The organism is Paenibacillus sp. FSL P4-0113, from assembly GCF_038009305.1.
Classification (GTDB): Bacteria; Bacillota; Bacilli; order Paenibacillales; family Paenibacillaceae; genus Paenibacillus; species Paenibacillus polymyxa_D.
In genome coordinates, this window is sequence record NZ_JBBPAZ010000001.1 from 572,015 (window position 1) to 596,419 (window position 24,405).

17 protein-coding genes, 1 pseudogene and 1 riboswitch are annotated in these 24,405 nt (G+C 43.3%); of the genes and pseudogenes, 15 read left to right on the forward strand and 3 right to left on the reverse strand.

Going from position 1 to position 24,405, the window contains the following annotated elements; genetic code table 11:
• Positions 1–50: 50 nt before the first annotated feature.
• Positions 51–147: riboswitch (guanidine-I (ykkC/yxkD leader) on the forward strand.
• A gap of 95 nt (positions 148–242) precedes the next feature.
• A complete protein-coding gene (locus MKX46_RS02140; protein WP_069011472.1) occupies positions 243–584 on the forward strand; it encodes a DMT family transporter in 342 nt (113 codons plus the stop codon).
• Positions 585–587: 3 nt separating this feature from the next.
• Positions 588–902, forward strand: a complete 315-nt coding sequence (locus tag MKX46_RS02145; RefSeq protein ID WP_023988641.1) for a DMT family transporter — start codon at positions 588–590, stop codon at positions 900–902.
• Between the two features lie 146 nt (positions 903–1,048).
• Here the strand turns inward: MKX46_RS02145 and MKX46_RS02150 are convergent, their stop codons facing one another.
• Both MKX46_RS02150 and MKX46_RS02155 read right to left on the reverse strand, forming a co-directional pair.
• Positions 1,049–1,702 carry a helix-turn-helix domain-containing protein gene (locus MKX46_RS02150; RefSeq protein WP_341070827.1) on the reverse strand — a complete coding sequence of 218 codons (654 nt, stop codon included), beginning with the start codon at positions 1,700–1,702 and terminating at the stop codon, positions 1,049–1,051.
• Positions 1,703–2,559: 857 nt separating this feature from the next.
• The gene (locus MKX46_RS02155) at positions 2,560–5,406 is read right to left on the reverse strand and encodes an alpha-amylase family glycosyl hydrolase (RefSeq protein ID WP_029515329.1); all 2,847 of its coding nucleotides are present in this window, start codon (positions 5,404–5,406) and stop codon (positions 2,560–2,562) included.
• A 561-nt stretch (positions 5,407–5,967) separates the two neighbouring features.
• Here MKX46_RS02155 and MKX46_RS02160 point away from each other — a divergent pair.
• From MKX46_RS02160 to MKX46_RS02220, 13 genes and pseudogenes are all read left to right on the forward strand, one after another.
• A complete protein-coding gene (locus MKX46_RS02160; protein WP_341070828.1) occupies positions 5,968–6,498 on the forward strand; it encodes an alpha-amylase family glycosyl hydrolase in 531 nt (176 codons plus the stop codon).
• On the forward strand, positions 6,399–7,631 hold the full coding sequence (locus MKX46_RS02165; RefSeq protein WP_341070829.1) for a starch-binding protein: 1,233 nt from the start codon (positions 6,399–6,401) through the stop codon (positions 7,629–7,631). The genes MKX46_RS02160 and MKX46_RS02165 overlap by 100 nt, the downstream gene beginning before the upstream one ends.
• A 221-nt stretch (positions 7,632–7,852) precedes the next feature.
• Positions 7,853–7,969 (forward strand): annotated as a pseudogene (locus MKX46_RS02170) (hypothetical protein); the annotation flags it as partial.
• Positions 7,970–8,284: 315 nt separating this feature from the next.
• Positions 8,285–10,981, forward strand: coding sequence for a sensor histidine kinase KdpD (locus tag MKX46_RS02175; protein WP_341070830.1), 2,697 nt, complete (start codon positions 8,285–8,287; stop codon positions 10,979–10,981).
• Positions 10,974–11,681: a response regulator gene (locus tag MKX46_RS02180; RefSeq protein WP_029515325.1), complete on the forward strand. Its 708-nt coding sequence runs from the start codon at positions 10,974–10,976 to the stop codon at positions 11,679–11,681. Before MKX46_RS02175 ends, MKX46_RS02180 begins: the two co-directional genes overlap by 8 nt.
• Before the next feature lie 259 nt (positions 11,682–11,940).
• Positions 11,941–12,273, forward strand: a complete 333-nt coding sequence (locus MKX46_RS02185) for a hypothetical protein (protein WP_029515324.1) — start codon at positions 11,941–11,943, stop codon at positions 12,271–12,273.
• A gap of 547 nt (positions 12,274–12,820) precedes the next feature.
• Positions 12,821–14,527, forward strand: a complete 1,707-nt coding sequence (locus tag MKX46_RS02190) for a sensor histidine kinase (RefSeq protein ID WP_069011467.1) — start codon at positions 12,821–12,823, stop codon at positions 14,525–14,527.
• Between the two features lie 2 nt (positions 14,528–14,529).
• Positions 14,530–15,936, forward strand: coding sequence for a response regulator transcription factor (locus MKX46_RS02195; RefSeq protein ID WP_341070831.1), 1,407 nt, complete (start codon positions 14,530–14,532; stop codon positions 15,934–15,936).
• 47 nt (positions 15,937–15,983) lie between these two features.
• Complete coding sequence (locus MKX46_RS02200; protein ID WP_341070832.1) at positions 15,984–17,642, forward strand: extracellular solute-binding protein; 1,659 nt, start codon at positions 15,984–15,986, stop codon at positions 17,640–17,642.
• Positions 17,643–17,965: 323 nt separating this feature from the next.
• Positions 17,966–19,702, forward strand: coding sequence for a sugar ABC transporter substrate-binding protein (locus MKX46_RS02205; protein WP_165150635.1), 1,737 nt, complete (start codon positions 17,966–17,968; stop codon positions 19,700–19,702).
• A 62-nt stretch (positions 19,703–19,764) separates the two neighbouring features.
• Positions 19,765–20,679, forward strand: coding sequence for an ABC transporter permease (locus tag MKX46_RS02210; protein ID WP_029515318.1), 915 nt, complete (start codon positions 19,765–19,767; stop codon positions 20,677–20,679).
• Positions 20,680–20,692: 13 nt separating this feature from the next.
• The gene (locus MKX46_RS02215) at positions 20,693–21,586 is read left to right on the forward strand and encodes a carbohydrate ABC transporter permease (RefSeq protein ID WP_039274896.1); all 894 of its coding nucleotides are present in this window, start codon (positions 20,693–20,695) and stop codon (positions 21,584–21,586) included.
• 64 nt (positions 21,587–21,650) lie between these two features.
• Positions 21,651–23,288: a glycoside hydrolase family 13 protein gene (locus tag MKX46_RS02220; protein ID WP_341070833.1), complete on the forward strand. Its 1,638-nt coding sequence runs from the start codon at positions 21,651–21,653 to the stop codon at positions 23,286–23,288.
• A 7-nt stretch (positions 23,289–23,295) separates the two neighbouring features.
• Here MKX46_RS02220 and MKX46_RS02225 read toward each other — a convergent pair whose 3' ends face one another.
• A complete protein-coding gene (locus MKX46_RS02225; RefSeq protein WP_165150639.1) occupies positions 23,296–24,387 on the reverse strand; it encodes a GerAB/ArcD/ProY family transporter in 1,092 nt (363 codons plus the stop codon).
• Between the last annotated feature and the right edge of the window lie 18 nt (positions 24,388–24,405).

Consider the following 24,405-nt stretch of genomic DNA (forward strand, 5'->3'; position numbering starts at 1 on the left):
TATTGTGTTTTTTCACTAATATGTATAATGTTAACTATAAAATTGAATTCAAAAATGTTTTCTAGGGTTCCGCGATAATATCGGCTGGTCCGAGAGAAAACTCACAGTCGTCGTACTGTGCCACGGAGGGATAAAAGCCTGGGAGAAAAACTGCTGTATGCAGTATTCTCTCAGGCTTTTTTTTATTGCTGCTATAAATTCATACTACATTTGCAGCATTATCTAAAAGGAGGAAGCACAGAATGAACAAGACATGGTTATCTGTTGTAGTTGCGGCATTATTCGAAGTTGGATGGGTCATCGGCCTGAAACATGCCAGCGGCTGGTTAGAGTGGGGGGGCACTTTAGTTGCCATTTTAGTAAGTTTCATACTCATGATTATGACTTCCCGTACGCTTCCGGTAGGTACGGTGTATGCAGTATTTGTCGGATTGGGAACGGCCGGCACTGTATTAGCAGAAATTTTGTTGTTTGGTGCTGAGGTAAAGGGATCTAAATTGTTGCTAATCGGGGTGCTTCTGCTCGGAGTTGTAGGACTCAAAATACAGAGTAAAGAGAAGAAACAAGGAAAAGAGGTGCACTGACGTATGAACTGGGTATTTCTTATTTTGGCAGGCGTATTTGAGATGATGGGAGTTCTCATGATTAATAAGCTCCATAAAGACCGGAATTTCCTGTCTGCTTTTTACTTGCTTGCAGGCTTTGGATTGAGCTTTTTGTTTCTATCCCTGGCCATGGAAACACTACCAATGGGAACGGCCTACGCTGTCTGGACCGGTATTGGAGCTTCTGGCGGAGCCATATTGGGCATGATCTTCTACAGTGAACCGCGTAATACCGCGAGGATTCTGTTCATCGCGATGGTACTCGGTTCAGCAGTTGGCCTAAAGCTGGTAAGCTGAATAATGATGGAATTAGAAAAACTGCTGCTCATCTTAGAACAGCAGCGAACTATCTGAATGCTTATGGTAGCTAGAAAAGACCAGCGTGCAGACAAAGTATCGATAAGAAATTTTGTCTGCATGTTTTTTTGCATACTCTTAGCCTTCTATCTCTGATCTTCAGGATCGCCGCGTTGTGTTTTCAGTTTTAGAAAATGAAGAGTCATTTGAAGCTTCAGGCGAATATCACCATCGCTTAGATCAACCTCGAAAAGCTCACGTATCCTGTTGATTCGATAGAACAAAGTATTTCTATGAATAAAAAGTGTTTTAGCAGCAAGATTTGGAGTGTCCACATATTGAAGATAGGCTTCAAGGGTGGGCAGTAAACTTGTTTTGTGGCCATTGTCATAAGCAATTAACTTTTGGATAACTGGATGGCAGAAGTCAGCGAGATCGTTCTGTTCCGATATGATCTTTCCAATATGCTCGCAGAGATAGTCCTCATACATATACACTGGCTTGTTTGAATTAAGTTGGAAATCAATCTCGACGGCGGTTAGGCATTGCTTATAATATTTTCGCAAAAAAGTTAAATGACTAAAGCAGTTACTCAGCGAAGCAGTTAGACCGTTTACTTGGAGAAATTCTAGAAATCGTTTGTCTTCAGCAATAGTTTTACAGGATGAATCAACGAGGGAAATGAGAAATACAATGCGTCCCTGATATACGATCCAGCGGCTATCCGGTAGCAATTGGATCATATGCTGTGCAACTAACTGAACTTTCCCGTCAAAAAAGCTGTTCTTCAGGTCTGTCAAGGTCATCACTCTTAGGTAGGTGTAAGCGTCCAGTCCAGATGAGCCAGTCGCATTGCGATGACATTAGCATCATTGAGCTCGCCTGTGAGCAGTTCGGAAAGCAAAAAGCTATGCATCATTCCTTGACTACAATTATAAAAGTCGTTCTTTTGCAATTCTACCGAAACCAGCTCACAAAGAAATTGCACTCAGTTCAAAATCAATATCTGTAAATTTACGATCCAGTTCCATAACACTGACCTGCGCGAATTCTATACCATGTACGTACACCAAAGCTGTTATCCAACAGTCGTTGGTCTCGGGATCGCGTGAATAATAAACTGCATTTCACCGAAGGTCAGCGCGTTACTGTTCCAACAGGGGTTTCCTTATTTCCCAAGGAGCTGCCCACGCCTCCCCGAAGCTGGGTAGAACGCGTCTATAATATTACGTACTGGGAGAAAGCGAATAAAGGCGGTCATTTCGCCGCTATGGAAAATCCTAAATTGTTTGCCGACCATCTAAATCATTTTTTTCATTCATTAAGCGTCTGATAGCCTCTATCCTTCGGGGAGCAATGCAGGGGGGATAAACAACAACGGAATGGACAAGAGAGCAGGGTACGTGCTCACGCTTTATCAGTTCTAGGGGCGGGATAACCGCTAATACTTGATGGTTGTTGGTCATTAAATATACGGAAGAATTTACGCACATAGAAGCTGTCGTTGGGGCATCTTGGTTCACTCCCATCCGTTAAAAATTTAGTTCAGAGCAATATCCTGACTCTCTCTCTTAGATATACTTTTTAATTGGAAGCAACCTTAGCACAGTGCAATACCGAACTGAGGTTGCTTCAGTTATCTAGGACATACTACCGTTTACTTCAGATAGGTTCCCGTTTCTCCAATTCCACCTCTACCATTCAATACATATACCCTTGCATTTCCTTTGCCGGAGCATGTCAGGGTAATCTTGCCATCAGTAACGGTTTTGGAATCACCGGTCACCGCATCCACATAGGTTCCGTTCGGAATTCCGGTAAACGTGGCGTTTCCTGAAATCGTGACCAATGCAAAGCTGTCAATACCTTTGGCACTGTCGGTATATCTTCTCTTAAACGCCAGATTGCCCGACACATTCTCTGTGGAATACTGGCCTTTTTGCAAGGCGGGAACAGCTCTTCTGATTAAATTAAGCTGTCTGATATGTTTCGCCAGAGGATGGTTGAGCGATTCCGCAAGCGTGCCAGTAGCATTTGTGTATTTGCCGTAATCTTGTACCGTAACATTGCCTTCCACGTGATCGCCGAAATATGCTCGTCCCGTTTTGCTTAGCGGTGCGTTTGGACCTGTATCAATAGTTGCCCCTTTTTGAAACTCGATTTCGGAGCCGTAGAAGATAGCGGGTATTCCGCGGAAGGTGAACATCAGATCGAGATTCTCAGCCCAAGTGTCCTGTGTGCCCGCGAATCTTTGATTTTCCGGAGCCTGGTCAGGAGCATAGTCATGCGAGTCGACATAGGTTACATTCCACGTAGCATCATTATAGTATTGGTCGCCACTTCTCATATTGAATGCTTCATGCGCGGTCTTGAATGCCCAATGCATTGGAAAATCAATCACATCCATGCCCGATTTCATCGAATAGTCAGGCGTATGATAGGTATTTCCGTTTAAGAGAGCATTGTTCGAGGTTGGCTGTCCTGCTGTAGTAGAGTTGTCCGTCCACTCTTGTTCAACTGACGCTTTATTGGAGGCGTAGTCATTCTTTCCATCGCCCGGATACGATTTCGAGCTTTTCCAAGTATAGAATGGCGTCGAGATCGCCGGAATTCCACTGTTCCAAACATCTCTGTAACGTGTGGCTACTTCTCCAAAAATATAGAAATCCGAGCCGCCTCTTGTTTTCCAGGCAGGAATATAGTATTTATTGAAAATATACCGGCTCACATGCTTCACCGTATCGACACGGAAAGCGTCAACACCCATGTCAATATAGTGATTGTAGGTATCAATTAAATATTTGTTAACTGCAGGGTTTTCCGTGTTCAAATCCACGCAATCTCCCGCTATCTGACCAGTCTGAACCGTATAGGATTCCCAGGAAAGACTTTTCTCTGTATGGTAAATGTTATTGTTCGTTCCCTCGTTCTTCATTAAGGCGAGCCTTGCCTGATACTGCTGATCGGGTGTCATAGTATCATAGTTTGGTGGCAGCTTATCCGTAGTTTTCACCAAGTTGTTAGCAGTATCCGGTTTAGCCGGATCTTTCTTGAACATGGGGTACAGATTCTCTTCACCGAAATTACCCGTATGATTGACGACGATGTCCTGAATAACCTTCAGCCCTTTGGCATGGGCTGCATTGATCAAATCCTGATAAGAAGCTCCCGCCGATTCATACCGTGGGTCTACTTTGGCAAAATTTAAAGCATGGTAACCATGGTAATCATAACCGCTGGCATTTTGCACAACAGGTGTAATCCAGATGGCGCTGAATCCGAGGGCTTTGATATAATCGAGCTTTTGAATCAGCCCCTTAAAGTCTCCTCTCCAAGCCGGGTCCGAATCTGGATTGCGCGCCTTTCCATCATCCCATGCGTGCACGTTGTTGCTCGGATCACCGTCATAGAACCGAGAAGTAATCACGAAATAGATGGTGTCTTCCCGAAAATCCTTCTTATTTCCAATATTATAAACAAAGCTCTGCTTGGTTTGATTACCAGCGCCGTCTATAACGAGAAATTTTAATGTCGTAGTCTTGGAGATAAGAATAGACGGTCCAGTCAATCCGGTCAGCGCGTTGCCGAGAATATAGACTTTTGAGCTTGTGGTTGGTTCTGTACCATCCTCCGTATAGTATGCCTTGGTCGTTGCCGCCTTGTTATCTTTCAGGTTAAAGGATACAGTCACCGAGGAATCAGAATGCCCGGCAGGCAAATTCGCTGTGATTGTCGGAGCTTGCAGATCTGCATTCAGGTCAATTACATAATCAAAAGAGGATGCATTTCCAGTTTGACCGATTGAGTTGATACCGAAGGCCTTAATGGTCAAAGAGGAAGCAACTTGGATTGGAGAGGTATACAAGGTCGAGGATGTCGTAGGTGTCGAACCATCTATCGTATAGTAAATCTTATCATCACTGTTGGTGCTGGAAAGCGTCACCGTTTGGGACGAATCATATGTTTTGGGTACAGGAGAGGCGGAAATCGCCGGAATTTTAGGCATTTCCGGGCTGACATCATACCATGTGTTATCTGTGTAATACCAGCCCTCTTTCACACTGCGGGACAAGTCGGCCGTTTGTTTGCCGCTACTGTCATTGAAAATGAGGCTTGAGCCTGTGGCATCGGCAATGGTGTAGCTGTACCAGTCATTTCCATCCGACTTCATCAGGATTCCCGGCCACGCCCCGCTTATCGGAACGCTTGCCGGATTCAGATTCCAGTAATGGATTCGAATCGCTGAATTCCAGCTTGAAGGTTTCTTAAAGTGAACCGTTAACCCAGTTTGAGTTGATTTAGTTGTTGTGGTAGGTGCATACGTTGCGGTAACGGTAGACGTGATCGAAGCGGTTGTCGATGGAAGAGCAGTCGCTGTGGAATTCGTGTAGGTGGCTGTATAATCGTTGTTACTCGAAGCTACGCCGGGTAAGCCGAAGAAGTTGAAGCAAAGCGATAAAATAATCAACCAAGAAATAAAACTCCCAGTTTTTTTTCTTAGCAAGTTAACAACCTCCTGATAATATTTAGTGGAATGGATTTTGCAACCGGTTGCATTAAAAGTAAAAAAAAGAAAGGCATTTATTTGGATAAAATAGATTCATTGATCGCCTCCTCCATGGTATGTAGGGAAATAAATCATTGTACGCGCTTACAAAAGAAAATATAAAAAAAACATCCACAGGGCACTATGCCAATGATTTTTCCTTTTATGATTATATCAACCATACTTTTACTAGTCAATGCAATTGCAGGGACATTATTCAAATCTAAGAAAACCAGTTCGTAATTGAAGTCAACGTCCAAAAAGTCTTGAAGGCACAGTGAATAATAATGAGGGGGAAAAAAGGCCGTTGGAAATTTATCTTTAATATAAGCATTGACAAATTGTCAAATAAATGAAATCATGTCGTTGAGCTCAATTATGTGCAAACGATTGCCCTTTTTGGAAGCGTATACATGTTGTTTTGCCCTCTTTTATTTACTCCTAATCTCTCAAGAGAGGTTGGTTGTAAAATAAAATTTAAAAGGAGAGTTTAGTATGAGGAGGAAGACAAGCCCCATCTTGAGGCGTACCTGGAGTATCGTTCTCTTTGTCGTATTGTTGTTGCAAACGAATGGCTTTACTCCCGAAGCACAGGCGAATGCCGATGTTCGGCAGTTAGGAGGTTCGGATGCGAAGCTATCGGCTGTCGCAAACTACGAACTCCCGGAAAGAACGAAGGATGGTCTTATTTTTCATGCGTGGAACTGGTCTTTTGACAACATCACCAGAAACCTTCCGGAACTGGCTCAGGCGGGATTTAAAGCGGTGCAAACTTCGCCAATCCAAGCCAGCAAGGAAGGGTTGACAGAAGGCAGCAAGTGGTGGATTTTGTACCAGCCCATCAACTTTAAAATCGGCAACTCTCAATTGGGAAGCAGGGATGATTTCAGACAGCTTTGCCAGGAAGCGGATAAATACGGCATAAGTATCATTGTTGATGTTGTCGCCAATTGGCCGCCTCCAGCTATGGGGACAGTGTCAGAAGCGCCGTTGGTTATCACGGTGGCATCAATGTTGATGCGGCCAAATCTTTTAACGCTAATAATGTAAGCCCCTCCAAATTAGTTACCTGGGTCGAATCGCATGACACTTATGCCAACGACAACAGCGAATCGACGGGGTTGAACGATTGGCAAATCAAAATGGGCTGGGCAATCATCGCCTCCCGGGCGGAGACGACCTCTCTGTTCTTCAACAGACCGACAGGAGGTGGGAAATTTGCGAATCGGCTCGGCGATGCGGGGAATACGCTCTGGAAGGACCCGGACGTCGTTGCCATTAACAAGTTCCACAATGCCATGGTAGGTCAAGACGAATACATTAGGACGCAAGGGAATCAAATTATGCAGGTTGAACGCGGAACCAAAGGCATGACGATTGTGAATCTTGGAGGCAATGCTCAAATCAACTCCCCTACCAGACTGGAGGACGGCGTTTACCAGAACAAGGCCAATGGTGGTGGATCGTTTACGGTGTCGAACGGCAGAATTACCGGCCATCTGGACGGAGGCAGGATCGCCGTACTGTATAGCGCAGCGCAACAAACTCCGTCAGTATCCGTCGATCCTGGGGAAGGAGCCTTTTTCACAGATTCTGTTAACGTGAGAATGAACTATTCCAATGCAGACTCGGCAACCTACACTTTGAACGGGGGGCCGGTGACTCCGTTCAGTTCGGGAGATATGGTCAGCATTGGCGCTGGAACTCCAATCGGATCGACGTTTGTTCTGAAAATAGTCGCCGCGAATTTGTCTGGTCAAACAGAGAAGATGTTCAGGTATACGAAGGAGGAACCGAGCTCGGGCATGACCGTTCATTTCTACAAGCCTTCCGGCTGGGGAGTACCGAACATCTACTACTACGATGATTCCATGACTCCGCTCAGGGAAGGCTCTGCTTGGCCGGGCGTGGCCATGCAGGATGAAGGCAATGGCTGGTTCGTGTATAGGGCCCCGGACTGGACGCAGGCGAAGGTCATATTCAACTCAAGTGGAAATCAGATACCCGGATCGCAAATGCCTGGATATGCCGTAAGTGGCGAGAGATGGATCAAGGAAGGACGGATTACTCCGCAAAATCCCAATGGGACAAAACCGACGGTTCCGATCGATAAACCGGAAGGAACATTCCAAGGGGATAGTCAGGAGATGCTCAATTACACCGATGTCGACAGTGGTACTTAGAGACTGAACGGCGGTTTTTTACTACCGACCACAAACTAACGATAGGCACGGGCGATCTGCCCGGTGCCCGCTATACGCTGAAAGTGACAGCAAGCAACGCTATAGGGAAAACGAACAATAGCTATACTTTCGCCAAAGCACAAAGCCCAAGCGAGAAGATGTTGACTTCCAAGAAAGAAAATACAGCTGGGTCGGGAGGTCCAGGGGAGCGGCTTGTATGAATGGCTTTTGGGAAACCTATCTCATTGCATGAATTCTTTTACCCGCTAATGCAAGGTTGCGGCTCGGTCGTTTTGCAATGCAATATTGAGCTTGGCGGTTCAGATCAGCATTTGTCGAGGGACAAGAACATAGTCCTATTAAAAGTCGCTATTTTGGCGGCTTTTTTTGTTGTATAGGCTTTTCAAAAAAACTGAAACTTATTTAAGTTCGCACTTAGCCAGCTTTAGAAAGTTTTTTATATTATTTTGCTGCTATCCTTCCACTGAGAAAGCTAGTATAGAATCAGGATTTTGAGGCTTCTTTAAGGATGTTATTACATAAGAACGGATCTTAATACAATCTTAATGCTGTAGGCAAATTCGTAATACGGTACTGATTTTGCCCATGATATACTAAGGATTGAGAGATATATAATAGAGGGTGGGCACAGGATGGCAGCAAAACAGAACGATGCCGAGTCCATATTTGATCAAATTACTGACTTGCCGGTAAGGAAAAGAAGAGGAAGATTGAAGGTTTATGTTGGATATGCACCAGGTGTTGGGAAGACCTGTGCGATGCTTAGCGACGCCCACGAAGAGCAAAAAGAGGGTATAGATATCGTAGTTGGATATATTGAACATTATGCCCGGCCATACACTGCGGCGCTGTTGGAAGGACTTGAACTTCTTCCTTACATCAAAATTTCAAATAAAGAATCCTCAACTAAGGAATTTGATCTGGACCAAGCGCTCCAGAGAAGCCCTGACCTTATATTATTGGACGATTTGGCCCATACCAACGCGGCAGGATGCCGACATAAAAAAAGATATCAAGATGTCGAGGAGCTTCTTCGCGCAGGAATTCATGTATATACGACGATGAATGTTCAACAGCTCGAAAGCCTAACGGATATTGTTTACTCCATTACTGGCATTTCCGTTGACGAACGCATACCGGACAGTGTATTTGACAGTGCTGATCAGGTGGAATTAGTCGATATTGAACCGGATGATTTAATAGGACGTTTGAATAGGGGAAAGATTTATCCTGAGGGGGAGAATACACAGGCTCATTTATTTACCAAGGAGAAGCTGACGGCTCTACGTGAAATTGCTTTGCGTAATACAGCAAGTCAGTTAAACCGAATTGCGGAGCAAATCAGTGAGCAGGCGATAACAAATGAATCTGATACGAAAGAACATATTCTGGTCTGCCTGTCTTCGGCTGCTTCCAATAAGAAAGTGATCCGAACAGCAGCAAGAATGGCGGCAGCTTTTCATGGTCATTTCACCGCGTTGTTTGTGGAAACACCAGAAGTGAGAGAATTGACATCAAAAAATAAAGCGGAGTTAAGGGAAAACCTTAGGCTGGCTGAGCAAATGGGTGCACAAATCGCAACGATGTATGGAGACGATATTCCAGGACAGATTGCCGAATATGTCAAAACAAGCCATGTATCGAAAATTGTCCTAGGACGCTCCCCTTACAAGAGGAGAGGGCTTGCAAAATCCAATGTAATGGATAAACTAACGGCCTTGCTTCCTAATATTGAAATCTATATTATCCCCTATACTCAGTCCTCCTTATATAAAAGATTGCCTTTTTACGAAAAATACCCAATGCTGTCGTTGGCAGATACTATCAAGACCATTGTTATCTTGGCTGTGTGCACAATTATTGGCTTGTGGTTTAAGTATTTGGAATTCCGAGAAGCTAACATTATCACCGTGTACATTCTAGGGGTTTTGTTAAATGCAATTGTGACCAAGGGCAGAATGTATAGCGCCATTTCTTCGGTTATGAGTGTACTTGTGTTTAATTATTTCTTTACCGAGCCTTATTATTCTTTACAGGCTTATGATTCAGGCTATCCGGTCACCTTTCTGGTCATGCTGGCTGCTTCTTTCATGACGAGTACACTAACTATGCGAGTAAGAGAGCAGGCTCGGCAATCCGCGCAAAAAGCTTACCGTACCGAGGTGCTTCTGGAAACAAGCCGGAAATTGCAACAGGCCAAAGACTCTCCGGCTATTATTAATGAAATGGCGCATCAAATGGTGAAGTTGTTGGACAGAATGGTCATTTTCTATTCAGTTGACCAAGGGGTACTGTTGGCGCCGCAGTTTTTTCCAAAGAAAGAATCTGCAGTTGATCCAGGGGTCTACACAGGAGGCTACGAACGTGCAGTTGCAGAGTGGGTATATAAAAACAACAAGCGTGCAGGAGCTACGACGGATACTTTTTTTGGCGCTAAGTGTCTATATCATGCGGTGCGTGGAGGAGATCAGGTTCTTGCGGTGGTAGCTATTGTAATGGATAAGGAAGAACCTTTAGAAGTTTTTGAAAATAGCCTAATGCTTGCCATGCTGGGAGAATGCGCGCTGGCGCTGGAGAAAGAAAAACTGAACCAAAGACAACAAGAGATCTCCATGCAAATCCAGCAGGAGCAACTCCGTGCCAGTCTGCTTCGGTCCATTTCTCATGATTTACGCACTCCTCTTACCAGCATCTCAGGCAATGCGGGGATTCTTCTTGGAAACTCAGAGGTACTAAACGAGGAACAAAAAAAAGGTCTATATACGGATATATATGACGATTCCATGTGGCTGATCAATTTAGTAGAAAATTTGCTGTCCATTAGTCGAATCGAAGGTGGTACTCTAAATCTTAATTTTCAGGCAGAATTAATGGAGGAAGTCATTTCGGAGGCTCTGCTTCATGTGAATCGCAACAGTGTGAAGCATGTCATTCAGACGGAATTGGATGATGAATTGATGATGGCTCGAATGGACTCCCGACTTATTGTTCAGGTATTGATCAATATGATTGATAATGCAATCAAGTATACCCAAGATGACTCTCACATCACGATTTCCGCAAGACACGAAAGACATATAGTCGTTGTAGAAATCTCAGATGATGGCCCCGGTATTTCTTCAGAAGAAGTCAAGGTCAGACTGTTTGAGATGTTTTATACGGCAGACAACATTCATGGGGACGGACGCCGTGGATTAGGGCTGGGGCTTTCTCTGTGCAAATCAATTGTGAATGCTCATGGAGGTACTATTGGTGTTAAGGACAATGTCCCTAAAGGGACGATTTTTTATTTTACCCTGCAAGCTGAGGAAGTGAATGTTCATGAATAAACCTTTTATCCTTGTTGTGGAGGACGATAAACCCATCCGCAAGCTGATTACGACAACCCTGGAGACACAGGGTTATAAATACCATACGGCTGAAACAGGGGAAGCATCGATTTTAGAAGCAGTATCCAAGCAGCCGGACCTAATGATTCTGGATTTGGGGCTGCCGGATATGGACGGTGTAGATATCATAAAAAAGCTTCGTGCATGGTCGAATATGCCTATTATCGTGGTCAGCGCACGCAGCGAAGATCGGGATAAAATAGATGCGCTGGATGCCGGAGCGGACGATTATCTAACAAAGCCCTTCAGTGTAGAAGAACTGCTGGCCAGACTTCGAGTCAGTTTACGAAGAATTCGAAATGACAGTGATAAGCTCCTGAAGGATGCTTCCAGCTTTATTAATGGAAATTTGAGAATTGATTATGCAGCAGGATGCGTATGGATTGGAGAAGAAGAAATTCACCTGACCCCAAGCGAATATAAACTGCTTTGCCTGCTGGCAAAACATGTAGGCAAAGTACTGACCCATAATTTTATTCTGCATGAAATCTGGGGCAGCCACAGCTATGACATTCCTGCCCTGCGTGTGTTTATGGCAACGCTGAGAAAAAAAATAGAAAAAACATCATCACAAACTAAGTTTATTCAAACACATATCGGAGTTGGTTATCGTATGCTTCAGGTTGGAGATGATGGCTAGGTAATCATATTATAATGATGTAATTAGAGATCATGCTCTTTTGGAGCATGGTCTCTTTATTTTTCATCTGTCATCTAAATCTTAAGGTGATCTTTATACCTATATGAAAACCCTAATCCTAAACTAATGGTGAAAATGTTACGCTGAATTCGGAAGTAGAGAGGATAAGGAGGTTTGGCATGTGAGATGGGCACTCCCATGTTCGTCTGTTTCATCGGCTAAGCTGTCAACTGAGTGGAAAGGGAAAGAGGTATGGGGAATGAATGAAATTTTAACAATTGCGGGTCTGATCTCAATTGTGCTGGCGGTGCTGTATTTCGTTAAAAAAATATATGATTTTATCGATTTGCAGAAGGTGACACGGAAGGATATCTATGAGAACTATGATATCTATAAAGCAGCTCAGAAGTTTGCTCTCGGTACACCCGTCGATGAGATCAGAGAAATCCTGACAAACAGCTATGAGTTAGACGATAACCAGGTTGAAGAGACAATGCTTTTGGCTCTTCCTCATCGGCACGATACCGATGGTGGTTATCTTGCCTTTATCAAGGCTGTAAATCGGGTGCTGGAACAAGAGGTTTACAGCTAAACGTTAGTAAGAAGGAAAAATATGAATCGTTAGGCCGCGTTACTGGTGTTTGCTCCCAACTTGGCCAGAGAACAATTTCTACAAGTGCTGAGTGAAGGAGAGAAATTATTTGTTGCTTTGGCATCCAATCCTGATCAACAACAACATTTGTAAGAATTAGGAGTAGAAAATGTTATTGAAAGCTTAGAAGGCTTATTCCACTTGTTGAAGACGGAGTGAGTCTTTTTTACATGCAGAAAATTCAACTACAATAAGCAATTAAAAACGGCAAGTCGATGTATGCAAAGAGGAAGAGAGAATAAGTTCTATGAATTCCATGAAAGCGTTTGACATATTTGAATATCAATCTATAATTATGAACAGAATTGGACCTCCCCGAGATGGAGGTATCCTGATTTTTTCAATCTGAATCGGATTAAGATGTCGCCAATTTTCAAATAGGTCGCTGCCTATGAGGAAGACGATAATTGATAGAGCTGTTATTCATAAACAGCAAGCTCATAACCAGGGGCTTGCTCTTTCATTTACCTAAGGAGAATGGGTCGGAATGACACTTAAAAAAAGAATCTTTTTATTGTTTTTTCTCAGCGCATTTATTCCCTTTATCAGTATATTTGCAATTTCTTACTATACCATTGATTCCATTTTTGCGAATAAAATCAATGATGGAATTAGGAGCAATCTACAGCAGGTAACTTCATCACTGGAAAATTCAATTACCAACCTGAATCATGTTACTCAGCAATTATCCTATAGTGGTACATTAGGCAAAAAACTGGATGAAGTCTTGAAGCCTTCCTCCAATATATTTGAATTGATTGAGGCTAGAGATGAATTAAAGAATGAGTTAAATGTCGTAACGTTTACTAATCCGAATATAGGTCTGACCTTATACTATTTCCAGAAAGAAGGCACTACACAGTTCGCTAACTTTCCCATCAAAGATCGTTTTTCTCCCGAGTCTTTGCCTGTGCTTTCCAAATCATATGGCATTGCGTACTATGGTCCCCATATGAGTATGAACCGATTTGATGATCAGCTTGTTTTATCTGCTATGCGAAAGGTACAGCTGCCTCAAAGGGACGATGTATATATTTACATCGAATCCGGCTTTCGTCTTACACAGGATATACTGGGTTACAATCAATACAAAGGAGCTTTATCGCATTTAATCCTGAATGGTGAGGGCAACATTGTTTACAGTGAAATTCCAGAAGCGATGAAGGTCGGAGAGAATTTTTCCAGCATATCGAAAGGTACTGCAAAAGATGGAATATCCCGTGATTACCATTGGTTTAAGGAGGACTCCACTCAGAACTGGAGCGTCATATCGGTAATTTCGCAGGCTAAGTATCAACAGGAGAAAAACCAGTGGTTGCTTCAAATATTACTGGTCGCTTTATTCTTTCTCGGCTTTACCGTATTTCTGGCTTGGCTTCTGTGGAAGATGGTTTACAAACCATTAGGTCTGTTCCATTCGGAAATTAACGGAATGTCTCAGAATCCACAAAAGGCAGGCAGCCAGACCCGCACTCAAATTCCCGAGTTTGATTTTCTATTGGGGGAATTCTCAAATATGCAGCATCAAATCGGCGACCTGTTCAAGGAAGTGCAGCAGAAAGAGAAGATTCGTGCAGATTTGGAAGTGGAAAAATTGTTATATCAGATCAATCCTCACTTTCTGATGAATACGCTGGATACTGTGCACTGGCTGGCCGTCATGAACGGACAAGGGGAGATTGACAAGTTGGTGCAATCCTTAAACAAGCTGTTGTATTACAATTTGGGTAAATTAGGGCAAGTATCCACGATGGAAGAGGAAATTGATGCGCTAAGACAGTACCTAATCCTGCAGCAAATTCGATATGACTTTGAATTTGACGTACGTATTTCAGCGGATGATCAAGTGCTTCAAATACCTGTGCCTCGTTTTATTTTGCAACCGTTGGTTGAAAATTCACTTTATCATGGACTGAGTGACGAAGGTTTTATTCAAATTGAAGTTACACTTGCTAAAACGCTGAATATTTTAATACAGGATAATGGAGCAGGCATGACCGAGGAAGCGATTCAAAGACTTCTGAATAATCGTATAACTGAACATAAAAAAGTAGGGATGGGCATTGGACTCAATTATGTCCACCGCATGTTGAGGGCACAGTACGGAGATCAAGCACAACTGGTGATCGAAAGTGAATTGGGTACAGGGACAAGTATACTGCTCATACTTCCTATCAAAGGAGAAGATGTCTGAGGATGATTAAGGTATTGATAGTGGATGACGATAAATTAGTACGAAAAGGAATAAGCTCTGCGATGCCGTGGAACGAGTTCAATATGGAGGTTGTAGGAGAAGCAAGTAACGGGTTGAAAGCACTGGATTTTCTGAAAGCCCAACCGGTCGATCTGATGTTGACCGATCTCGCGATGCCGGTGATGTCAGGTATTGAACTGATGCGAGCTGCAAGGCAGCTCTATCCAGAACTACATATTGTCGTATTAACACTGCATCAAGATTTCGATTATATCCAAGAAGCGCTCAGACTTGGAGCCATCGACTATATAGCCAAAGTTCAGCTCGAGAAGGAGCAATTCGAACACGTGCTGCATCGAATACATGCTCGGATTGACGAACTGGCGAATACAAGACGAAAGCTGCCTCTGCTAAGTGAGACCAATGTCCATTATCGCCATGTGTATGCACTTGTTTCACTGGATCGCAAGTCAGGACAGAGCTGGCCGATTGAACTGACATCCAATGTAGACGAGATCCGATGGGAGGTTGAACGGAACTGTTGGATGTGGACGGCACCCATGGACGTAGAGGATCAGCTGTTCCATAAACTGAAGGAATCCCTGGATCAAGTTCCCCAAGGTGCCTTGCTGGTTATATCCGATGTACAAGACCGAACATGGTCGCAAATCCAAAACTGGATTATGAATTATACAGAAACGTCCTTATTCTATGCATACAACCCTTATGATCCTGTCATTGCCGTTTCGATGGATGTGGAGGACTCTTTTCCAATAGAACCGAAGGATGAAGACATGGATCGTATTAAGCAAAGTTGGTTCCTATCACCATGGACCCACAACGATAGTTACTACAACCAACTGATTGAACAGCTCAAATCACTAAGACTGCATAAAAGCCAGCTGATGGGATTGCTATACTCTATAGTTATGGAATGGAATCACCTTTTTGCCCAGACTACGCTGGGTAGAATCTCAATGATCCATTCTTTTCAATCCTGGTACGAGGTAGAAGAGTGGATCAAGCAGACCTCTGAGGGCATTCGTAAGTCAGATGAACAGACTTCGTATTCACAGGAAATTGTAGACGCCGTGAAAAAAGCGATTATGATCATGCACAATGATTTGGACCAAGCTTTTACAGCTTCAGGTCTGTCCCAGCAACTGAACATCAGCCGAAGCTATTTCAGTCAATGCTTCAAGGATCTGATGGGGAAAACCTTTAATGAGTACTCCCGATTTATACGAATAGAGAAGTCTAAAGAGTATTTATTGAATACAAACAACACGATTTTCTGGATTGCGGAGCGAGTGGGTTATACGGATGAAAAATATTTCAGCCGAATTTTTCGCGAATTGACAGGTCTGCTGCCAAGCGAATATCGACACCTCGGCAGAGGGGATAAATAGCGTACTCTCCCAGATGACCAATAAACCGGGCGAAAGAGGGGAAAGCGATGATTAAGAAGATGGCTGCATGTGTTCTTGTCGTCAGCTTAATTGCAGTGACCGTATATTTCAGCAAACCATACTTCCGGGAATCGCCAATGGGACCAACGAAAACAATCTCGGACACTGCCGCTGCCGATCCATTTGGGAAATATGAACATCCCGTTTCCATCCGACTGGGATATGCGGTAGACCCAACAGGCGCGGATCTCTCTGGAGGAGAAACACTTGAGAAGAATATATGGAAAACGGTGATTAAACAAAACCTTAACATTGATGTCCAGGTATTATGGCAGGTATCGAAGGAAAATCTGAGTCAGAAAATCGACCTGGCTATCGCCAGCAATGATCTGCCGGATGCCATGATTGTAAATCAGCTGCAGCTGAACGAGATGATCAAGGCTGGTGAAATTGAAGATCTAACCGAGGCATACAATAGCAGCGCATCACCGGAAATAAAAAAAATTATTGATAGCACAAACGGATTGGCTATGGAACAAGTGACCTTCGCTGGCAAGATAATGGCTGTTCCTTCTGTGACAGCGGAAGACTTCAGCATGCTCTGGATTCGACAGGATTGGCTGGACCGTCTTGGACTGAAGCCGCCGAAAACGGTAGATGATCTGGAAGCTATCGCCAAGGCCTTTGTGGAGAATGACCCAGATGGAGACAGTAAGCGGGATACGATTGGCCTTGCTTCAAGCACTGGACTGTATAACGATTTCAACAACAGTGCTTTTTCTTTTGATCTAACGCCAATCTTCGCAGCATATGGATCTTTTCCGGGATATTGGCTGAGCAAAGATGGAAAACCTGTATACGGTTCGGTTCTACCGGAAACGAAGGACGCCTTGGTCAAACTGCGTGAAATGTACGCCAAAGGCCTTCTCGATCCAGAACTGGGTCTCCGCAAAGAAGCGGAAGAAACAGTTATTAACGGTCAGGCGGGGATGTTCTTTCAAGGTTTCTATGCTGGGTACTGGCCCCTTCCGAGCGCTTGGCAGAACGAGCCGGAGGCGAACTGGCAAGCATACGCACTCCCACTGGATGCAAACGGTGCATACCATGTGAAGGTGGATAATCCGTCAAGTTCATTCTTGGTGGTACGAAAAGGATATGCTCATCCCGAAGCGATCATAAAAATTAACAATCTGTACCTTCGTGATGAGTTCAAGTACGGTACGCGTTTTATGCTGGGCCGCAATTTCTTAGCTCCGACAGATGAAGCACGATTTGAAACAAAGGCCGCGCAGGATATTCTGATGGGAACCAAAACACCCGCCGATTTCAAGGACAAGTCTGAATACAAATTGCTGGAAAATTTGGTTTCGACAATAAAACAAACCAAATTGAAGCCTTATGATCAATATGGTATTTCCTATTGGAATGAACACAGCAACAGCTTTATGCGGGGTTATTCGCTTCTAGTAGGCGGAAGAAATTTTTTCGATCCAAACATCCATAAAGTTCGAAGTCTTACCTATATACGAACTCCAACGATGGAGAAGGCTTGGGGTGAACTATCAAAACTGGAACATGATACATTTTTAAAAATTATTTTAGGCGCTGAACCGACCGATTCATTTGATCAATTTGTCGAGGAATGGAAGAAACAAGGGGGCGATCAAGTGACTGTGGAGGTGACTGCACTCCATAACCATCGCTGAAGACCATCATGAATGTGATACGATAAATTCTATAAGCACGTTTATAATTCCATTAATCAAGCCGACGATTCCTGTTTCAGGAGCTGCCGGTTTTTTTTATTCTTCACTTTGATTAGTAAGTAAGGATAGACAAATGTATGTCGGTAGGTAGGATAAATGCTTACAAGCCAACATTGGCTTTTTGATCCCAAATGAAACCGCATACATTCCTCTATCCAAACAGACGTTCAATCCCTATCTCGATTTGTCTTCTCCGAGCTTTATAATGAAAGCGCAAACAACAATGATAGAGAAATATTCAGAACGAAGGGGAATCGAATGTGATGAGAACTAAATGGTTCATAAAAAGCAAATTGTTGACGAGACGTCTGGCTGCGCTGTCGATGTCTGCCCTGGTGATTTCAACCCTTGCAGCCTGTGGGGGCTCCTCCAACCCTCCCACTGCGGAGGAAGCGGGCAAGTATGAGGCAACACCGGGAGACCCATTCAGTGCCTATAAAGACGAAATAACCGTAACGATGGGTCGTGTAACTACAGCCAACCCGAAACTGCCGGCTGGAGATACGTATGAGAACAACGCGTATACTCGGCTAGTTAAAGAAACGTTTAACGCTAAGATTAAAGACCAATTTGAAGCCAACGGAGAAGATTACAGCCGTCAGGTTTCTCTCGCCATCGCCTCTGGGGAACTGCCTGACATGATGCGTGTTGATTCCAAGGATGAACTCAAAGAACTGGTTGATAATGATCTGATTGAAGATATGACGGAAATTTACAAACAATATGCCACAGATAACATCAAGAACATTTACGACTCTTATGAGGGCCGTGCATTAGACAGTGCAACGATAGATGGACGTTTAATGGGACTTCCGGCTACTTCCCTAGATTCCGCGCCAACCATGGTCTGGGTTCGTCAGGATTGGCTGGATCTACTGGGAATCCAACTTGACGCAGACGGAGACGGGGCCATCAAGCTGGATGATGTGGAGAAAACGGCTGAGGAATTCCTGAAAAGAGATCCTGGCCAATCCGGGAAACCGGTAGGTATTCCCTTTGTGAACACCCTGAATACAAGTGACTATAATGCTTCTGCCTATACCATGCTGGGAGTTGCCTCCACCAAGGGTGCATTCCCTCAATACTGGATGAAGGGGAAGGACGGCAGCATTATTTATGGCTCGACAACAAAGGAAACCAAGCAGATGTTAGGCGTCATGGCAGATTGGTTCAAGAGAGGCCTCATCGACCCGCAATTTGGAACACGCACATTTGATGATATTACGGCACTGTACACCAACGGCCAAAGTGGTATTGCTTTTGGACCATGGCATATTCCTGACTGGGGTCTGAGCAGCGTGAAGCAGATGGATAAGAATGCGAAATTCACGGCTTACACTTTGGAGGATGCAGACGGAAAGGTAAACGTGGCACACGCCAATCCAGCTAATCAGTTTATCGTTGTGAGAAAAGGATATGAACACCCGGAACTCGCCGTTAAAATAGTAAACCTTTTCTACGATAAATTGGCAAATGATAAAAATGTGGAAACATCTATGCCAGAAGCCGCCAAGTATCAAGAGAACGGCGTAGACGGTTCTACCAGACCTTTTAATATTGAAGTCAACTCGGCTACCTCGCTGCTGGATGATTACTCTGACATTGTTCGCGGAATTAAAGGGGAGATTAGTTTGGATCAGGTCCGGACAACAGAATCAAAGAACAATATTAAAAGTATTCAAACCTACTTGAGCGATATGGATACGGATAACGTAACATCCTGGGCGAAATATCACTCGCGTATCAACGGAGTGGGACTCATCGACAAACTGACACGGGAAAACAAATTCGTTTGGATGACACCCGCCTTCTCTGGCACTACACCAAGCATGAAACAGACATGGGCTAATCTGACCAAGATGGAGCAGGAATCTTTCATCAAAATCGTGACTGGTGCAGAATCTCTGGATTACTTCGATACTTTCGTTAGCAATTGGAAGAAACAAGGTGGTGACCAGGTAATTCAGGAAATTGAAGACGAAGCTGCATCCGAAAAATAAACAATCATGAACTGCTAGAAGGGCTGCGATAAGCAGCCTTTCTTCAGGAAAGGGGTCCATCCATGAAACAGGGAAATGATAGAGCAAAAGGTCGGTTGGGCACGGGTGCCATGTATCATTTGATGATGCTTCCGGGGATTTTATTTTTACTGGTATTCAGCTATGTTCCGATGGTCGGTGTCATTACGGCGTTTCAGGATTATATACCAGCCAAGGGGATGTTTGGCTCCAAATTTGTAGGGCTGAAGCATTTTATTTATATGTTTAAGCTGCCGGACATCGCACAGGTTTTTAGTAATACGTTGGTGATTGCCATTGCCAAGATTCTATTGGGAACAATGATGGCTATCATTTTTTCCATCTTGTTAAATGAGATCCGCATCAAATTCGTTAAAAAATCCGTACAGACAATTGTTTATTTGCCACACTTTTTATCCTGGGTAGTTCTAGCATCCGTGGTTGTTAACATGTTCAGTTTGGATGGAATAGTGAATCAAATTTTGGCTTTTTTCGGTCTGGAGAATATTAATTTTCTCGGCAGCAACACCTGGTTCCAGCCGCTGATTATTGGGACAGACGTGTGGAAGGAGTTCGGTTACAGTTCCATCGTCTATTTGGCTGCAATTACTTCGATTGATCCGGGTCTGTATGAAGCGGCAGGAATGGATGGAGCCAGCTGGTGGAGAAAAGTATGGCATATTACATTGCCAGGTATGCTGCCTATTATCCTGCTCATGGGAGTGATGAGTCTGACCAATATTTTGAGTGCCGGCTTCGATCAAATTTATAATCTGTATAATCCGGTTGTCTATGAATCGGGGGATATTCTGGATACTTATGTATATCGGATTGGACTCGTTGGGCGACAGTATAGCTTCGGTACGGCTGTTGGTCTGTTTAAGTCAGTGATCGGTATTGTTTTGCTATTATCCGCCAACCATTTGGCCAAGAAATACACCGACCGAAAAATATTCTAAGGAGGCAAAGCCTATGCCGTATTCTGTAAGCCTAAAAGATCGAATTGGCCGGTTTGTCATCAATACCATCGTCATATTGCTGGCATTGATCTGCCTTCTTCCTTTATGGAATATCGTTGCGATTTCATTCAGCAGCAGCGAGGCCGTGTCAGCTAATGCTGTAGGTCTCGTACCGGTCAATTTTACAACAGCAGCGTATACGAAAATTATTGATGATGCTCAGTTCTGGCGTTCCTTTGGCATATCTGTTCTACGTGTTGTGCTTACACTTATTCTCAACATGATTCTTATTATTTTAATGGCATACCCGCTCTCCAAGTCGAAAAGGGAATTTAGAGGCAGAAACATTTATATGAATGTCATGATTTTTGCCATGCTGTTCAGCGGCGGGATGATCCCGAGTTATCTACTGATCAAAAACCTCGATATGCTTAATACAATTTGGTCGCTTGTTCTGCCGGGTGCGGTCCCTATATTCAGTGTCATCCTTGTCATGAACTTCTTCTCTGCTGTACCTAAGGCGCTAGAAGAAGCAGCATTCATCGATGGGGCGAATCCGCTCCAGGTCCTGTTTAAAGTGTATGTTCCCGTGTCCATCCCTGCGCTGGCGACGGTAGCACTATTCAGTATCGTGGGAACGTGGAATGATTTCTTCAGCGGTTTGATCTATATGACCCAAGTTAGCAATTATCCGCTAATGACTTATATTCAGTCCCTTAATGTGAACATTGCGGAACTTCTTCAATCCGGCACCAACTCAGCACAACTCAGCAACTTGACTGAAATTTCAAACAAAAATTTAAATGCGGCCAAAATCGTAGTCGCTGTCATCCCGCTGCTGCTGATTTATCCGCTGCTTCAAAAATATTTTGTGACTGGAATTGTTGTAGGATCGGTAAAAGAGTAATTATATGCTGTGACTTGCTTAAGATAAAAATACTATTTGTGTATTGGAAGGGTTGTAATGAACAATGGAAAATAAAAATTGGTGGAAAGAAATCGTTGTATACCAGATATATCCACGGAGCTTTCAAGATAGTAATGGTGATGGAATCGGCGATTTGAAAGGAATTGTTTCCCGTCTGGACTATTTGCAGCAACTTGGTGTCGGTGCAATTTGGCTATCACCAGTTTGTAAATCCCCTCAGGATGATTTTGGTTATGATATTTCGGACTATCGGGATATTGATCCGATGTTCGGGTCTTTGGATGATATGGGGATGTTAATTGATGAAGCTGGGAAGCGTGACATTCGAATCATAATGGATTTGGTGTTAAACCATACTTCCGATGAGCATCCCTGGTTTCAAGAAGCAAAAAAAAGCAAAGAAAATCCGTACCATGACTATTATGTCTGGAGAGATGGCGTTGAAGGAATGCCACCAAACGATTTGGGTTCCATCTTTGGTGGTTCAGCATGGGAATGGGTACCCGAGATAGGACAATATTATTTACATCTTTTTTCTGTAAAACAGCCGGATCTCAACTGGGAAAACCCAAAAGTCCGACAAGAGATTTACGAAATGATCAATTGGTGGATAAGCAAGGGTGTAGGCGGTTTTCGACTTGACGTAATTGACTTAATCGGAAAAGAGCCAGATTTGAAAATTACCAGCAACGGGCCGAATCTGCATAAGTATATCAGGGAACTCAGCAAGGAGACGTTTCAAAAAGCTGGAGACCTGCTGACGGTTGGAGAAACATGGGGCGCTACGCCAGAGATCGCCAAATTGTATAGCAACCCGGACGGCAGTGAGTTCTCAATGGTATTTCAATTTGAACATATTAGTTTGGACGAACAAGCGGGGAAAGGGAAGTGGGATCTTAAGCCTCTAGATTTTCTAGAATTAAAAAAAGTGTTGTCTAAATGGCAGACAGAGCTGAAGGGGGATGCCTGGAACAGTTTGTTTTGGAATAATCACGACTTACCCCGAATCGTTTCTCGTTGGGGAGATGACGGAGAATACAGGATAGAATCGGCTAAAATGTTGGCAACCCTTCTTCATGGCATGCGAGGCACACCATACATTTATCAGGGGGAAGAATTAGGAATGACGAATGTTCAATATCCAATTGAAGACTATCGGGATATTGAGTTACTAAATTTCTACAAAGATAGAATTGAGAAAGGATACCCTAAAGATAAAGTTATGGAGTCAGTCTTTGCAAAGGGGCGTGATAACGCTCGAACACCAATGCAGTGGGACGCTTCCGACAACGCTGGTTTTACATTAGGGAACCCTTGGATTAAAATAAACCCGAATTATAAGGATATCCATGCACAAGAAAGTTTAAATAACCCTGAATCCATATTCCATTATTATCGGAAACTAATCCGATTAAGGAAAGATCATGAAGTGATCATATATGGGGATTATGAGCTGATGTATCCCGAGAATAAAGATTTGTTCGCTTACACTCGAACGCTGAAAGGAGCCAAACTACTTGTAGTATGTAATTTTCAAAAATACACAACCCATCTCCCACTTCAGAAAGAGCTGGCAGAGACTAAGCAGTTGCTAATATCCAATTATCCAAATAACATGTCTGAAATAGAAATGCGTCCTTATGAAGCGAGGATGTACCTTATCGATACACTCCATAAATGAAAAGGTCTCAGCTTTTTAGATTTCTTTTTTTGATGACAATAACCACAAATAGTAACAAAGGGAGGAGAATTTGAAAAATAGGAAACCAGGAATTAAGAACAAATTTCCGACCGATTACCATGTGATGAGTATAGTTAGGCGACAAAAAAGAAAGCCCATAAATAAGTGCAGCAAGGGGAAGAATCCATTTTTTAAATCCGACTCCAGTTATTTTTTCAAGTCCTATCACTGCACCGTTAAAAAATAAAGACATTTTGATGATCAAGCCAAGAAAAAGAAGCAAGGTGAAAAGGGCATCCATTCGTTCGAACAGATCTGCTAATTCAATCAACTGAACGGTTTCCAAAAGTGGAAGTGTGCTATTAGCGGCGATCTTAGGTCCGAGAACAAAAATATCCAATTGATTAATAAATGTTAGAGCAAGTGCGGTCACTATATAGGCAAAGAAAACGGGTTTTGTGAGATTCCGGCCTTTATGTACGAGCGGATAAAATACAAGAAATAACACAGTTTGTCCGAATGGAAAGGAGATAAGCTCAGGAATAGCGGCTTTAAATATGGGTTTCCATCCTTCCTCTAAAACTGGAAGGGAATTTTCCAAGTGAAAGAGACCAGTTGCCGGAATTAATATACTAATTATGGCGTATCCAAGTACAAAAAAAGGGAAAAGGAACAAGCAAAATAAGAAAAATGCTTTGTAGCCGTAACGAACCGTGTTGGATACAACCACGATTGTGATCAAGATGATGATCCACAAAGGGGTTTGGCGGAGCAATGTCATTACTGTCACCTCGCCTAAATCGCGTATGTTCCGAGAAGCTTCATATGTAAAATACAGCACAAAAAGTAAATTGATGAGTGTGCCCACATATTTCCCAGTGTAACGGCGAAACAACATGAACAAATCTAATTCAGGATCTTGATGGTGAATAACAAGATGGAGCTTTAGCAGAAGTAGTCCTGCTAAAGCTCCTATCAACATGACTAACCAAGCATCTTGATTTGCTTCAGCCCCCATTAAAAACAAAGTTGTACTTCCAACTTCAAATAAAGACATACAAATGATCAACTCGGATAGTCGGATTGTATTTTGACGCATGGCTTCAATTCACCTCTC